Annotated in this window: 18 protein-coding genes; 3 read left to right on the plus strand and 15 right to left on the minus strand. The window is 60.2% G+C overall.

Annotated elements, in window-relative coordinates; all coding sequences use genetic code 11:
- Window positions 1-122: 122 nt before the first annotated feature.
- From MT347_RS05515 to MT347_RS05585, 15 genes are all read right to left on the minus strand, one after another.
- Window positions 123-464, minus strand: coding sequence for a hypothetical protein (locus MT347_RS05515; RefSeq protein ID WP_243498855.1), 342 nt, complete (start codon window positions 462-464; stop codon window positions 123-125).
- Between the two features lie 213 nt (window positions 465-677).
- Window positions 678-932, minus strand: a complete 255-nt coding sequence (locus tag MT347_RS05520; RefSeq protein ID WP_243498857.1) for a hypothetical protein — start codon at window positions 930-932, stop codon at window positions 678-680.
- Between the two features lie 127 nt (window positions 933-1,059).
- A complete protein-coding gene (locus MT347_RS05525; RefSeq protein ID WP_243498859.1) occupies window positions 1,060-2,400 on the minus strand; it encodes a hypothetical protein in 1,341 nt (446 codons plus the stop codon).
- 155 nt (window positions 2,401-2,555) lie between these two features.
- Window positions 2,556-3,203 carry an ATP-binding cassette domain-containing protein gene (locus tag MT347_RS05530; protein WP_243498861.1) on the minus strand — a complete coding sequence of 216 codons (648 nt, stop codon included), beginning with the start codon at window positions 3,201-3,203 and terminating at the stop codon, window positions 2,556-2,558.
- A 30-nt stretch (window positions 3,204-3,233) separates the two neighbouring features.
- Complete coding sequence (locus MT347_RS05535) at window positions 3,234-3,854, minus strand: CypD family RiPP peptide-cysteine decarboxylase (protein ID WP_308194209.1); 621 nt, start codon at window positions 3,852-3,854, stop codon at window positions 3,234-3,236.
- On the minus strand, window positions 3,812-4,375 hold the full coding sequence (locus MT347_RS05540; protein WP_243498865.1) for a DUF5819 family protein: 564 nt from the start codon (window positions 4,373-4,375) through the stop codon (window positions 3,812-3,814). Before MT347_RS05540 ends, MT347_RS05535 begins: the two co-directional genes overlap by 43 nt.
- 1 nt (window position 4,376) lies before the next feature.
- Window positions 4,377-5,756, minus strand: a complete 1,380-nt coding sequence (locus MT347_RS05545) for a hypothetical protein (protein ID WP_243498867.1) — start codon at window positions 5,754-5,756, stop codon at window positions 4,377-4,379.
- 474 nt (window positions 5,757-6,230) lie between these two features.
- Entirely contained in the window at window positions 6,231-6,395 is a 165-nt protein-coding gene (locus tag MT347_RS05550) for a cypemycin family RiPP (RefSeq protein ID WP_243498869.1), read from the minus strand.
- A gap of 302 nt (window positions 6,396-6,697) precedes the next feature.
- Entirely contained in the window at window positions 6,698-7,090 is a 393-nt protein-coding gene (locus MT347_RS05555; protein WP_308194210.1) for a DUF393 domain-containing protein, read from the minus strand.
- A 225-nt stretch (window positions 7,091-7,315) separates the two neighbouring features.
- Window positions 7,316-7,660, minus strand: coding sequence for an Lsr2 family protein (locus MT347_RS05560; protein ID WP_243498873.1), 345 nt, complete (start codon window positions 7,658-7,660; stop codon window positions 7,316-7,318).
- A gap of 65 nt (window positions 7,661-7,725) precedes the next feature.
- The gene (locus MT347_RS05565; protein WP_243498875.1) at window positions 7,726-8,874 is read right to left on the minus strand and encodes a hypothetical protein; all 1,149 of its coding nucleotides are present in this window, start codon (window positions 8,872-8,874) and stop codon (window positions 7,726-7,728) included.
- A gap of 262 nt (window positions 8,875-9,136) precedes the next feature.
- Window positions 9,137-9,748 (minus strand): hypothetical protein, encoded by a 612-nt coding sequence (locus MT347_RS05570; RefSeq protein WP_243498877.1) that lies wholly within the window; start codon window positions 9,746-9,748, stop codon window positions 9,137-9,139.
- Complete coding sequence (locus tag MT347_RS05575; protein ID WP_243498879.1) at window positions 9,749-9,919, minus strand: hypothetical protein; 171 nt, start codon at window positions 9,917-9,919, stop codon at window positions 9,749-9,751.
- A 41-nt stretch (window positions 9,920-9,960) separates the two neighbouring features.
- Window positions 9,961-10,269, minus strand: coding sequence for a hypothetical protein (locus tag MT347_RS05580; protein ID WP_243498881.1), 309 nt, complete (start codon window positions 10,267-10,269; stop codon window positions 9,961-9,963).
- Between the two features lie 47 nt (window positions 10,270-10,316).
- Complete coding sequence (locus tag MT347_RS05585) at window positions 10,317-10,742, minus strand: hypothetical protein (RefSeq protein ID WP_243498883.1); 426 nt, start codon at window positions 10,740-10,742, stop codon at window positions 10,317-10,319.
- A gap of 259 nt (window positions 10,743-11,001) precedes the next feature.
- Here MT347_RS05585 and MT347_RS05590 point away from each other — a divergent pair, with 259 nt between their 5' ends.
- The 3 genes from MT347_RS05590 (at window position 11,002) to MT347_RS05600 (ending at window position 13,884) form a co-directional block, all read left to right on the plus strand.
- Entirely contained in the window at window positions 11,002-11,352 is a 351-nt protein-coding gene (locus MT347_RS05590; RefSeq protein WP_243498885.1) for a hypothetical protein, read from the plus strand.
- 62 nt (window positions 11,353-11,414) lie between these two features.
- Window positions 11,415-11,642: a helix-turn-helix domain-containing protein gene (locus tag MT347_RS05595; protein WP_243498887.1), complete on the plus strand. Its 228-nt coding sequence runs from the start codon at window positions 11,415-11,417 to the stop codon at window positions 11,640-11,642.
- A 451-nt stretch (window positions 11,643-12,093) separates the two neighbouring features.
- Window positions 12,094-13,884 carry a hypothetical protein gene (locus tag MT347_RS05600; protein WP_374206499.1) on the plus strand — a complete coding sequence of 597 codons (1,791 nt, stop codon included), beginning with the start codon at window positions 12,094-12,096 and terminating at the stop codon, window positions 13,882-13,884.
- Window positions 13,885-14,279 lie beyond the last annotated feature (395 nt).

A 14,279-nucleotide genomic window follows, 5' to 3' on the forward strand; every position in this document is an offset into this window, starting at 1 on the left:
GGAATCGCAGAGCACGAACGAGGTCTCGCTCTCAGGAGCAACGGAGTTGGGTCGGGGCGGCCGGCGAGCTGCGTCCGTGAACGGACGTGCTCGAGCCGGCCGCCGGGTGGGAGGCGCGTACCTCAGGTGGTCGAGGCCTTCGCGCGCGAGGTCTTCGGTTCGGGGCGAGAGTCAAAGATGGCGGCGATGGCGTCGCGTTTGCCCGCTGCCTCGCGTTCGATCTCGTCGCGGACGTCTTGTGCGCGGCGTTGGATGGTTGGGTCGGCTTTGGTTTTGTCGATCCAGGCTTCGACGGCGAGGCGGACTTCGTCGGTGACGGTCCGGTCGTTGAGCTGAGCGATGATGTCCAGCTGGGTGCGGGTGGACTCGTTGAGTCTGACCGCGAGGGGTTTGATCGGGCCGTAGCCGAGTCCGTTGGCGGACGCAGGCGAGGCGGGCGGGGTGGTGGTGTTGGACTCGCTCATGGGCGGGTCACCTCCTTGACGGGTGCGGCCGAGAACTCGAATGTTCTCTGCGAGACCGCGGGCCAGCAACGAGGGCACGGGCGGGTGCCAGAACTGAACTGCATCACCCGCTGTAGCCAGTGAACGACGAAACGTGCGCCGAGCCAACCGTCCGATCGGTCGACTGAAGTCACCGAGGGGTGGCACCTGGGTTGATCGCACGCATCAGCAGCGTCAAGAATCACGGAGCCAGAACGCTAGACGTCTGAGCAATTCTCGTGCAGGGTTGTTGTCATGCCGATCATTGTTGTGCTCTGGATCGCCGTATTGGTCGCAACTCTCTTCGACGCCGTGGTAGTTCAAAATCGCCAGGACGTCTATGTTCCCGAGTTCTTTTGGGTTTTCGTTCTCATGCAACTGCCATTTTTGGGCTCGATGCTCGTATTCCACATCCGAGGTGACGCCCAGCGACGTCACGAGCGAGAGCAAGTGGCACACGCAATTGCCAGGAGAGATCCGTCTTGAAAAGACTTGCCGCTTCTTCGAAGCCCCATCAACGGTGGGTTATGTCCATTCGACACGCGCGCGCGAGTGCTGGACAGTCATGCACACCTTTTCAATACTCTCTCCGTCGCCATCGGTAAACACCGATCAACACAACTGTCGCTAGAATTGCCATCAGGATTATGGGGGAGACTGACTCGTCGGCCGCAAGGAACCCTGCGGTGGAAACAATTAGAAGACCATCCACCGCCCACGCGACACGGATGATTGCCATCGGATCGCCGAACGGGGTTGGTACCGCGGCAAGATAAGACAGCGGCAGCGGTCCCTTGAGCGCCCCGTTGATCCGCAATACTAGGGCAATGAAGCCGGTGAGATAAACCGAGGCAATGTCAGAGATCGTAAGGGCGACCAAAAGAGGGAATGCAGTTACGACTCCTATAGTGAGCAGGCATAGTGCCATCACGAGAGGCATCGTGACGTGAGCAAGCAGCAACTTGACGTCGTGAATGCCGTAAAGACTGCGTTCAGACACGGTCGCGCAGGCGTGACGGACCCCGTCGGTGAAGGGTCCGAGAGCGGCATAGAGGACAACACCACCAACTCCACCTGATAGGGACGCGAGACCACCACCCGTTGTGACCGCAACCGCCAGAAGGATCCCGCCCACGATTGCGAACAGCGCCCCCGCTAGGACGCGCCCCGGCGTTCGCATCGCGCCTACTAGATCCACTACGAAGAACCTGAGCGGTGTCGACCGGCTCCTCAATACTGCTCGACGATGCCGGCCTCTCGTCGGCTTTGCTTGATACAGTGCTGACACTTCGGCCAGCTGTAAGGCGGCGGCATTACTTATAGTTGCGTCTCTACGAAAACACTGTTCGAGCACGCCTTCGACGGTCAACAGCGTCAGCAGGCGCGGCACGGCTAGAAGAAGTGCGGCCGACACGACCGCGAGAGCCAGTAGAGGCGCCGGACCTCCCTCGCCAAGAGCGACATAGCCCACCCAAGCCGATGGCAGCGCAGACGAGAACGCTGGCGCTACCAGAGAAAGCGCATACTCCGCGACGAGACCAGCGCTCGCGCCGATGGCGACTCGCGTGGACCACTGCCCGGCTAACCACAAGACCGCGGCCACCATGCCGGAGAACAAACCGGCAACCACAAATAGCGATGCACGTAGCGGCGACCATGCTCCAGAGAAAATGAGAGCCGCCCCGCACGCACCAGCCGCGACGACGAACGCAGCGCCAACGAGGGCAAATGCTATTGAAAGAGGACGCCTGAACACCTTGGTGCGGGGTAATTCACTGCCAGCGGTGGCAAACGCCAAAAAGGGTGGATGTACAGCAGGACCTAGGTACACCCCGGCCACGGCCATCGATGCCCAGATGAAGGTGATGAGCCCTGTGATCGTGACTGCGCCTTGGCCGGAAGCAATGTACGTGCTCACAGAGTCCTGACTGAGGCCCAACCAAATGGCGCGCACGATCGGGACTACGACGACTGCGGCGACCAGCACGGCCGCATACACGAGGTACGCCGCTGCGGAGGGGCTGTGGTGTCGTCGCCCACGCCAAATCTGCCATACGCGCTGCAATCGGACGTTCATCCTGTGGCCCGCAACCATACGACCGAGTCTGCCAACTCGCTTGATAGGACGTCACTGTGAGTTGCGATGATGATGGCAGTGCCCGCGTCCCGTACTTGCCGAAGCGCGTCGATCACATAGCCCAGCCGTTGCGGGTCGAGTCGCTGTTCGGGTTCGTCCAAGAGCAGTACCTCTGATGGCCGCACGAGTATGAGGGCGAGACCGAACAGTTGCATCTGTCCAGACGACAACTCATGCGGAAACCGCTTGTCCAGATCACGTAGTCGCAGCAATTCGAGTATTCCGTCGGCGGCGTCGGACACCTCCTCGGCGTCGTCGTACCAGGTGGAAGCGACGAGCTCGACGTGATCCCGCACAGTAAGATCGGGCGCCATCGGCGGCAATCCGATCATCGATGCCGTGCACCGCCTCGATTTTGCATCTCGCAGGCGAGGGTCACGTCCGGCCACTAGAGCGCTCCCCTCAGTTGGCGCGTACGAGCCGTCGAGGACGCGCAGAAGTGTCGACTTGCCGGAACCGTTGTGCCCCCTGATCGCCGTCACCTGCCCTGCGGTCGCTCCAAGATTGGTTCGCGGAAGCAGTTGGATGTCATTGACCACCACGTTGACGTTCGTCATCTCGATCATCAGGCGGGACGTTTTCATGGTGCGTCTTTCTCCAAGTTTGCCTGAATGTCAAGGCCCGGCCGGTGGTTCGTCGAGGAAAGCGTTCAGGATGTCCAAAGCACCGGGCAGATTGAAGCCACTACTCGCAATGGTTCGATCGTCAGCACGCACACCCTCGATCTCCGGAACGAAGAATACGTTGGGACGGAGGGCAAGAATATTCCGCCAGTGACTGATAATCTCATTTTCCGCCGGCGACACCTGAGCTATGACAATAGGAATTTTAGTTATTTGCATCATCATCAACGCTGGCGTGTCCGACCGTCCTTGCGAGAGACGCATCACCGTGTCGAGAGTGGCGGGAAATATGACGATGCCTTCAGAAAGACCCGTGCGACCCGCACGCCAAGCCGTACTCAGGCTCGGGTAATCCCATGCGTCTAACCAGACCTCCCCGTTGGCGAGGTGCTTGAGTGCTTCGACGGAGACGAACCGTTGCGCATTCTCGGATACAGAAACATTGACTATCACGCTCGGACTTGTGTAACGCAACCAATGGATCCACCACGGCACGAGGGAGGCGCTGATGGACCCCGACACGTGTACGTGTAGTTCCGATCCGCGGTATGAGGGCAGAACCTGCTGTGTCAAGATCTGCTCAGTTCCAGAGCCGGGCGGATAGGAATCCACTCAGAGACGAGAACAGGCAGCATCCGCTGATCAGGCGGCGCGGCCGGGTAATAATTCATGAGAAGAAACTGGAACAGATTAGCCTCTTTGTCCCGGATCAGGCCTCTCGTTGCGTCTGCCACCAACCGGTAAGGCAAGCTGGTCACGATCCAATCCATCGCGCTGTGATTGACCTGCATAACCGACAATTGCTGCATGGCATCGAAAAGAGCTTTTGGCCCCCTGCTCCGCGGGTTCAGTAGGACATTCAGGATCCCGTGTTCAGTCGCGGGCGTGACGTCGATCCAATCCCCTGGTTCCTCAGCATCCTTGCTACTACTCGTTCGGACTAGCAAGTGGACGTTGTGCACTCCGGGATTGGGGGCGAAGAACCGCCATCCAGGGATGGTCCAACCCCCGACGTAGCGGCGCAGATCGAGATTGTACGAGTCGGGCGTGTTCTGCAACGACGTCGCCACGAGATGGGCGGTGAGCGCAATTGAGACGAGTCCGGTCAAGCCACGAACAATTTTCGACTGCATGTCAGACCACTTCCCGGATGATGTCCGCAACACGTTGCGCGTACGCACGGTAACCCAAGATGGAGCGGTGCGAGGAATTTTCGATCAAGGTGAATGGCGCATCCAGACTGCTCGCAAGACTAATCTCTTGCTTCTCGTATTCTTTGGAGGCGATGACCCTACGGCGACCAACCGATTTGAGGGCTTGAATTGCGTCGGCGGTAGGTATCGCGAAGTAATCACCCGTCGCCCGCAGAATGTTACCCGGCGAGAAACTGAACTGAATAACCCCCATCTGATCGTCTGGAGCGTAGGCGGATTGACGCGAAATAGCGTTCGGTACGAAATTGTAGACACCGCTCAGCGCAACAAACATGGACCCGAGTTGGGCCTGCAAGAACGCTCCCCGACGCCGACGATCGGCACGGTCCTGCGCTAGTACTTCAGGATCCGTGCCGTCCACGATGACAATTGTTTCGATTCGCCGGCCGCCTAGATCGCTCGCACAATATGTCGCTGCGACAAGGGAACCTATCGAGTGCGAGACCGAGATGAGTTTGCCCGTCGAGTCGACCCGCGCCAGGAGTTCAGAAACGAGCTCACCTGGAGACTTTTTCGATGTCGTGAGACCGTATCCGGAGCGATGGTAAGAAAGCACATGATGCTGCTCTGACAGCATCTCAGCAAGCCAAGAGAATGACGCCAGAGGGCTACCAAGACCCGCCTCGAGGATTATGATCGGAGCTTCGCCGGCGGCAATAGAAGAACCTGTCGGACTCCGAAGATCGTATTCAACGAGTCCGTCGCCGACGTCAAGAACCTTTGTACCCTTCAGGCCTCGCCTGCGCACGATATCAAGTTCACGCTGCGAGGCTGCGTAAGCGACGCTGACGCTGACCGCCACGCCAGCCGTTGTGAGAACGCTGCGTTCCAACTTCCCAAGCGAGTGGTGACCGCGACGACGCTGGTCGACGACATACTGTACCGCGCCATGGGAGCCTGCAAAGCCCCATACGAACCGCGGGAGCTCCATGACAGTGGCCACACCAACGTGAAAACCTTTGACTGCTATCAATGCTATGTGCGCCCACCGACTTGGTAGAGAGTAGACGATTGGGAATCCGACCTCCCATAACGGCGTAACCCACGTGAGTAAGCGCACCACCCGCGGGAATCGACGCAGCACGCTCGCCGCCGGGCCGCGACCGTATGCTTCGGTCTGAAGGATCTCTCCGATCGCGTCGCCCTGAACCCAGCTCGACCCGAAGAGCTTCGAGATCCCCGAGACGAAGTAGCTGAGTCCGGCCTGTATGTTCAGTGCCCGGAGGAACAAATCATCCGAAAGTTCCCGATCGGGAACGAGCGCAGACAGGGTCCTATACTGCGTGATGATACCCGTCATTTGGTCAGCCCCATCGCGACCGTAGGGCGTACGAAATTCATTGACACGGTTGGCAAGGGCGATGACAGCCGCGGCAACAATTTGCGTGCGCCGCCTCCCCCGACTCATCAGCAGAGTGCCCGACGCAACCAATGTGGCCGTTGCAAGAATTCGCGGCGTGTGCGGTGAATCAATGAGTACGCGGACTTTCCCGGCCACACCTTCCGCGGGTCGACCGATAGACGACACTCCCCGCAAGAGACCGTCATCCTCGTACAGCTTCTTAATAGCGAGGGCCTCAATGGATGCAAGAATTTGCCCGATTGCGATAGGTAGAAACGTCTGATCTATCGCCGTTTGTCTCGCCTGCGCCACGGAGGGCGCGGGCTGCGCCCTCAGCTTCCGCCTTCGTAAGATTCCCACTTAGCCCCCCCTATCATGACTTCTGCCGAAGACCCCAAGGTCGGGGTCTCCGGCAGAAGTTGCTACTCAAATTCAGCAGACCAGGCAGATGGTGCTTCCCTGGACGACGAACTGGGCGGCAGTGACGAACGCGGGCGTCGTCATTGCGGGGTTCGTCGCATCACCCTGTGCACCCGGCATTGCGCATCGCATTTCCTGGTTTGCGAATGCCTGAACGTCAAGAATTTCAGCCTGCATAGCAATCTCCTTTATCTTTAGGGCATTGCACAAGCGCGTGCCCCCCACCAAGCAACGTACATTGGCTCGGGCGATTTGGGAAGCCGGGAGGGTGGACGACTGGTTGCGATCACGTTTCGACACCGTTACGCGGTCAGCTTCGCCCTAGTCGATGCTTGGGTCCCCCAATGACCAGGACTGCACCTCGAACCGTTCCGATTGCGGTCCGAACCGGACGGACGAGACAGAAGCGGATCTGAAAAGAATGTTCGACTCGCGGAGGTTGCGACGGCCTGCCACACCACACTTATCGCGAGAGAGTTTCAGTTGGTCGGCGGCCGCATCGCGCAGGTGGGCGTACCTCCGGGGAGTCGATCCCGGTGGCGTGCGACAAGGGAGTATCCGGCGCCGAAGATCCACGAAAACGGTGGGGCGACGACCAAACTTCCCAGGAGCTTCCATCCCATCTGAGGCTGCATGCGTAGCAGCGCAGCAAACGCAGCGTGTCCCCGATGGAGCTGCCCCTTCGCTACGAGCCAAGCCTCACTCATCACATCACCTTCGGTCAGACCTAGCCGATCGAGATTCAGCCACTGCCAGGGCTCTGCGTGAAACCCGCCGAAGGAGTTACTAAGTCGTTGTACCCATGTCGCGCAGAACGCACAGTCGCCGTCGTACACAAGGAGTGGGAGCTGCGGGTTCATGTGGGTGATCATAGACGCGCTATCTCTGACACGCTTGAGACCGCCTCCTCACACGCGCTCGCGCAGACGACGTGATGCAAGCGGCCACGAGACGATTTCGTGGTGAGGCGCGGAACGAAAGCGAGGGAGCCTGGCCCTGCAGTGCACCTGTCATGCACCTGTGGCCGCATGCTCCTGATAATCGTGGGCCGGGTTGCGAAGAGTCCCGACGTCTAGGACTCAGACTTTCGACACTATTCAGGGCGTGGCGGCGAGGTACGCGTCGACAATCATCGACGGTACTCGGCCGCGGTCACTGACGGTGTGCCCATTGGCCCGTGCCCACTCGCGCACTGCGCCAAGGTCGAGGTCGCTCTTCTGGCGGGGAGTCTGACCGACCCGAGTCGCTGCGCCGCTCTTCACGGAGCGGGCGGCGTCGACATACGGCGTGAGCGCCTTGTAGAACTTGTCGGCGTTCGTGGCAGAGAGGTCAATCTCGTAGGCGCGTCCTTCGACGGAGAAGGTGATCCGCTTTCCTTCGCCCTGCTCGAGTACGGTGCCGTCGAGGTCATCGGTGATCTGTGCGATGTGCTTGGTTGCCATGATGAGCAAAACCTTACACCCGAATGTAACGATTTCCCGATACTTCGAAGCAAAGCGTCGAATGCTTATGGTGTCGATGGTGGAGCTGTCTGGACATTGAGAGTTTCGAGGCTCGGATCGGCGCCCGGGTGTCGAGTGAGAATGCGCGTGTCGCCTCCGAACGTTCCCCCGTCGACTGTTGTGATCGTCCAGTCCGGCGTCGCGTATTCGGGAATCCGGTAGACCTCGCCGCCGCCGGAGATGCCGGGAGCGCGGGCGCCGGTTGCGGCAAGAACAACGTCTTTGCCAGCGCTCGTCTCGACCCAGATAAGCCCATTCCACATCGCGAGGATGTCCTGGACGCCCGCGGCTCCTGTCTTCTGAGCATCGAGGGAGAAAACACCAGCGCCCTCCGCGCTGCGAACGAGAAGACCCGGCTTGTCGGCTGGGCTTGAGTCTGAGGCGAACCAGAGAAATGCCGACTCGCCGGTAATGCGATCCACGCCGTAGTTCGTAAACCCGTCAGGGATCGACATGATCGCGCCGGTCGCACCGTCGATGAACTCGACGGGATCAGGGCCACTCCAGGCGGCCGGCGAGGTATAACCAGTCAGAAACGGCGCGACGCCGTGCGCGTAGACGCTCGACATCTGCTCCGATCGCCACTGCGCATTCCCTGTGGCTGGGTCAAAGGCCGCGAGCGCGTCCTGCCAGTCGAGGGCTACCCAGCCGTTTGCGAGCGGGGCGCCGGTTCGCTCTGGTTCTTCCGGTCCGACCGTGCGCCACTTCTCCGTGGTGGAGGCGACGTCGTATCCGAGGACTGCGTAGGTGTCGTCGGCGAGTTCGGTCGTGAAGACGGCGGTGCCGTTCATTACGGTGAGGTAGCGGCTGGGCTTGGCGCCGCCGAGGTCACCGGGTTCGTACGGTGTGCCGGTGATATCGCTGGGGAGGTCGGTGCGGGAGAGTTCGGTGCCCGTGTCGTCGTAGACACGCATCTGGATCCTGTCGGCGGTGGCGTTGAGCCCCGACGCTTCCGTGGTGATGTAGACGAGGGCGACGGCAAGCGGCTCGGCGTCCTGCTCCTGTTCGACCGCCCAGCTCACACCCTCGACCGCTTCATCTGGCTCGACGTCGAGCGCGAGGGTGACAGGGTTCTGCTGGGCCAGGGAGTACAGGGTAGCCATGCCGCGGGTGTCTCCCCGGACGAGCACGATCTGCGCGCCGAACGCTTCCACGACGTCACTATTGAGGACGACATCTGTGAAAGCGATTACCGGTTCCGCTGTGGGCTGCGGGGCCGTGGTCGACGGATCTGCGGCGGCCGGTGGGGCGGGTTGGGCTGGCTCGCCGCTGCTGCTGCTGCAGGAGGGGAGGCTGAGGGCGGCGGCGAGCGCGAGCGCGAGGGCTGTGATAGTCAGAGGCCGTGCGGGTTGCATAGAAGGCTCCGGTAGGGACGGGTGTTGGTCAGATAGGTGGACGAAGGGAGTGTGTGGTGTTTCAGAACGCGCCCCAGAGGTCCCACTTGCCCGCGATTACGGCGAATGCGCCTATCGGGACGCCGACCCGTTCGGCGGTGGGGGCATCGAGGACGTAGGTCTGCGCACCGGACATCTCCGGCTCCGGCCCCCGGAACGACACACCCGATTCGATAACGTCCGGTTCCCACCCCGCCGCGGTGAGGGCGTCCCGCACAGAGGCAACCACGTCGGCCGATGGGTTGAGAACCACGCCCGTGATCTGCGTCGACTCGACGATCGAGCTGTACGCCGAGATGACGCAGTCGACCCGGGTGCCGTCCAGGGTGCCGAGTGGAAGCAGCGTGGCGAAGTCAGCTGTGGTGGCCGCTCGCACGGTGTAGTTGCCGGGGTGCTCCCGTCCCGTCGACGATGACTCCAGCGAGGCGGTGTAGTTCTCGAGCGACGTCGCGCACGCGGCATCCACCATGGCCGGGTTCCCCGGTGCCGACTCGATCGGGGTGTCGCGGCCACCTGCCGGATCCAGCGCTGCGGCGCACCCGGCGAGCGTTACCAGCGACAACGCTGCGGTCACCACAAGCGTGCTGCGCCTCAGCAGGCCAGCACGGCGGCGGGCGGCGGCGCGGACGTCCATCTACTTCTCTTCCTTGGCTCGGCGGTGCATGACATGACACGGGACGGCGATGACGAGGCCGATGATCGCGGCGAGGAGGGCTGGGAGGTGCCCGTTTGGGTAGTAGCCGATGACCACGAGTTTGAAGATTCCGGCGAAGCAGATGGCGAGGCCGAGGATGGTGCCGGCCATCCAGAGGGCTGCGGCGTTCAGGACGTCCGTCTCTTTCGACGTCAGATGGAGGCGAAGATCGCGGGCAGCAGACCGAAGGGGCTCTTAAAGAGGATCGAGAACACCACGCCCCCGATGATCGTGAGAATCGGCATGAATTTCGAGCGGCCCGTCCGTAGCGCGAGTAGCAGCGTGACCACGCCGACCACGAGAGCGCCGATGGGGAGCAGGATGGTGAGGAAGAGCCCGATGTACATCAGGGCCGTGGAGAACAACCCGCTGATGGCGTGCTTCGTGGCTTCGACGGCGAGGGAGGCGGCTTCGGAGGCAATCTCGCGGCCAGCAGAAGGTCGCGGGTTCTCGGAGCTCATAGGTGTGGTCCTTTCGGGTGAGCGGATACGTCGTGCTGGTCTGTGATTCAGGGGCGGGTGTCGCACTTGTCGCGGACGAACGCGTCGACGCGGGAGATGGCGCTCGTGTTGAGCAGCGCGGTGGAGAGGGAGCCGAGCCAGTTGCCGTTGCTGGCGTTGTCTTCCTGCTTCTTCCAGGTCTCCGCGACTGATTCCACGTCCGGCTGGATCTCGGACGGGGCGACCGTGGCGAGCTCGTCCCACATGATCTTCAGGTCCCCCACCGCCCCAACAGCCGTGAACAGCCCACCAAGGCCGCCGCTATCGGCGGTGTTCATCTGCTCGAGGTAGGCGGTCTTGTGCTTGTCCATGGTCGAGCAGAACGCCTCCACGCTTCGGGTGGGGGCGCAGCCCGCAGCCGCTACCGTCACCGCGGCGAGGACGGCGGCGGTACCAACCCGCGGGTAGCGGCGGGCTGTGGGGCGACGATGCATGGCTCCTCCATCCACGAAACCATTGAGGCCCGCTACTTATGAGTAGCACATGGTGCAGGCTTGCTCCACACGCATGACGACTCGAGGTGGGCCGGCTCGGCTCCATCTGTCGATACCGGAGTAAGGACAACTTCGGCGCCCGCCACCTCGACCGCCAACAAATCCACGTCGACAGATGCCTTCCGCCGGGCGGGTGTCGGGCGCTACGGTGCGAAACCGCGCACCCGCATCGAGGTGGACGCGCTGAGAGGGATCGAACGTGACTACATTCGACCGCGACGACACTGACAACGAGGAGCACTGCCCGCCCTGGTGCCTCGCTGACCACGAACACCAGGGCGACGCCGACCAGAGGTGGCACTACAGCGTCTGCATCGAGTTGCCGCTTGTGGAGCTTGCTCCGTCAGACGGCGTTCCGGGGGCGAAGTTGACGGACACGGCATTGTCATTTGACGTCGGACTGGAGCGGCCGTGGGGATCGACGGCCACCTACGTCCTACTCGGCGTCGGAGCGGAGCGAGTCCGCACGTTCTGTTTGACGCTGGAGAGCACGGAGCGGCTGGTCGCGGCCGTAAAGGACGTGGCCCGCATCGCAAGACGCAGCGATTAGCACGCATCTACGCTACTTATCACTCTGTAGATTTATAAGTAGCGCGGCGATGTGCTGAGGGGATGGAAGGCGACCTTCAGCGCACACTCGGGCGCAACCTCCGCGCACACCGACAGGAGCTCGGCCTCAGCCAGGAACAGTTCGCCGAGAAGCTCGGCTACCACCGCACGTACATCGGGGGCATCGAACAGGGGCTGAGAAACCTCAGTCTGCGTTCGATTGAGCGACTCGCCGCCGACTTGGCAATCGACCCGTTGCGGTTATTGAGCGCTGAGTCCGAACGGCCGTGAACAGCTATGTGCACGGCCATACCCAAGGTCGCGCCTGAGCAAAGCATCACGACGGCGATGTCGCGAGCGCATGAGTGGGCTCACGGATTCGGTGGTGACCTTAGGGCTCTGTGCCGGCAAAGACACGAAGTAGCGTTCATTGTGGTCGTTGCGTGCACGCAGTGGTTATGCTCTCCAGAAGGGGGCGACTGTGGCACATATGGAAGATGAACGAGCGGACACATCACACGAGCGTGGCACTCTCATACTGCGCGATCCGGTGCACGACTACTTTGTGCTACCCGCTCAACTCGAGAGTCTCCTTGCGCAATGGCCTCTGCACCGATTGAGGCGCGTTTCTCAAACTTCGATGGCGAGCATCCAGTACCCATCTCTCACGGGCACGAGGTTCGAGCACAGTCTTGGCACGATGCACCTGGCTCGCACGGCCTGGCGCGAGATGTGGAGCCGCGTGGACGACATCGATGGACCCAAAGACTTCATCGCTGCCGTGAGGGAAGATCTGGAAAATTCGAAGCCCTTCGCCGGCGATAAACTCGACGAGTTTACGGCGGAGTGGGTAGCAAACGAGAACGCGTTCTCCAGAGACTTCGTCAGGAACGTTGATCTCGCGCTCGCCGCAGCGGGTCTTCTTCACGACCTTGGGCACCCACCATTCTCGCACGCGCTCGAAAATTTCTTCGAGCGAAATTTGAGCATTTTGGTTCCAGGAGCCCACCGCGAGCAGATGCGTCGAAAAGCGAACCTCAAGGTTGGCGCGCAATTTCACGAAGTTGCGGGCCTTCACCTCGTCAACAGCCTCGACTGGAATTCGGTGACTGGGATCTCACGCGAACTCGTCACGCGCATTCTAATTGGAGGCCCACCCGATTCCTGGGTCGCCGCCCTTCACGAGATTGTCTCGGGTGAGGTTGATGTTGACAGGATGGACTACGTCATTCGCGACGCAAACCGGGCGGGAACTGAGTTCGGAGCAGTTGACGCTACGCGCTTGATGCAATCCATCAAACTTCGTGCACTTGCGACTGACGATATGAATAGAGCGTCAGCTTGGCGGGTCGGATACGAATACCGTGCGCGCAGTGCAATCGAGACCTTCCTAACTAATAGAATTAGATACTACCAGTGGGTTCTTTTTCATTACCGAGTTGTTGCTGCGAATAAGTTTCTGGAGGAGGCGCTGGAAGAACTCTTGGAGATCGAAAGAACCAGCTCCCCGAACGCCAACGACACCAATATATCTGCTCGGTTCGCAGAGTTAAGGCCGAACCTCGCCTATTTTGGCGGTCCCGACAGGCATACCTATCGGCTCAGGCCAGCCATAAAAGGTTCCGGTGTCCAACAAGTTCGTGACTTCGACACGGTGCGGACTGCCTCGGAAGTTGACGACGGCGTGATCAACGTATGGATGAAGGAAGCGGCCAGGCGAGCCAGGGCGATCAGAACGTCGAATACGCAAACCGTCCACCGCGCCCGGCTAGCAAATTTTGAGGCGTTGTACGGAGCCATATTTTTTCGAGAACAGAACTGGGTTTCGCTCTGGGAGGATGAGGCGGATTTTGTCGCAGTCGCGGAGTCTATGAAAGCGTCACTTACCTCCATCCTAGAACTAGCAGCCACTAGCATCAGCGAAATGATAGCCAGCGTTGATGAGAATAGTGATGAGCACGGACTCTTGAGCCTAGAAGCTCTCAATCTCGCCAATATTCAGATTCAGATGGAGGCAGACCCAGGGAGGGGAGTGAATCTACTGGCGAAACGTTTGCTGTACAACGTTCCTAATGTCGAAGCGGATGACGAGAAAAAAAAGGGTACGCAGCTACAGCCGTGGGAAAAGGCGGCTGCACATCCAGCGGCAATTATCCGCAAGGATGCCGAGCGTCGCCTGCAGGCATCCCTCGCGTTCAAGCCGCTGCAGCCCGGGGCTACTTCAGTGAAGTGGATTGTATCGTACCAATCAACTGTCGCCGTGAAAGAAGACTCGGAAGCGGTTGCCATATTCAAGGGCAATAAGATCGGGCGGATTGGCCAGTACAGCGCGCTTGGGAGTGGTTTGAACAACCTCACTTCACGGTATCCATGCATTTTTGCGTTCGTAGTTCTCCCAGCCGACACAGAACGAGACCTTGAAGTGCTGCGGTCAAACGCGCGAAAGCATTTTGTGGAGGAATTCCCCGATTGGGTAAGAACCGAATTTATGGGCGTTCCAACGGCTTCATTTTTTGCTATTGACGGATTGTAAAGGGAGTAGCATAATGACAACAGGAAAAACCGTAAGCAAGGCGCCTAATGGAGTGGAAAAGCCAAATCCAAGTATAAACTCACCGCGCTCCACTCTTGAAGTTTCGATAGTGCATTTCTTAGCTTCCGAGCAGGTGTCGGTCACCTCTGATGAAGTATGTTGGGAACGGATGAGGCTCGAATTTGGGCACGATCTTCCTGCGGACAGGGTGTCACTGGCTCTTGGTTTCATCTCGGCCAGCTCTCTCATAAGTTACTCCGAATCGACCGGGCAAATAATAGTGGACACAGAGCGGATGGAGCGGTTCTTGAGTAAGCGAATCGAGGTCGAGAGCTGAGCGACGCAGCACTTCTTCTGAGTGCGATAGCGGAGATATTTAGCGTTCTTATGTGGCC

The organism is Microbacterium sp. VKM Ac-2923, from assembly GCF_022815605.1.
Taxonomy (GTDB): Bacteria; Actinomycetota; Actinomycetes; order Actinomycetales; family Microbacteriaceae; genus Microbacterium.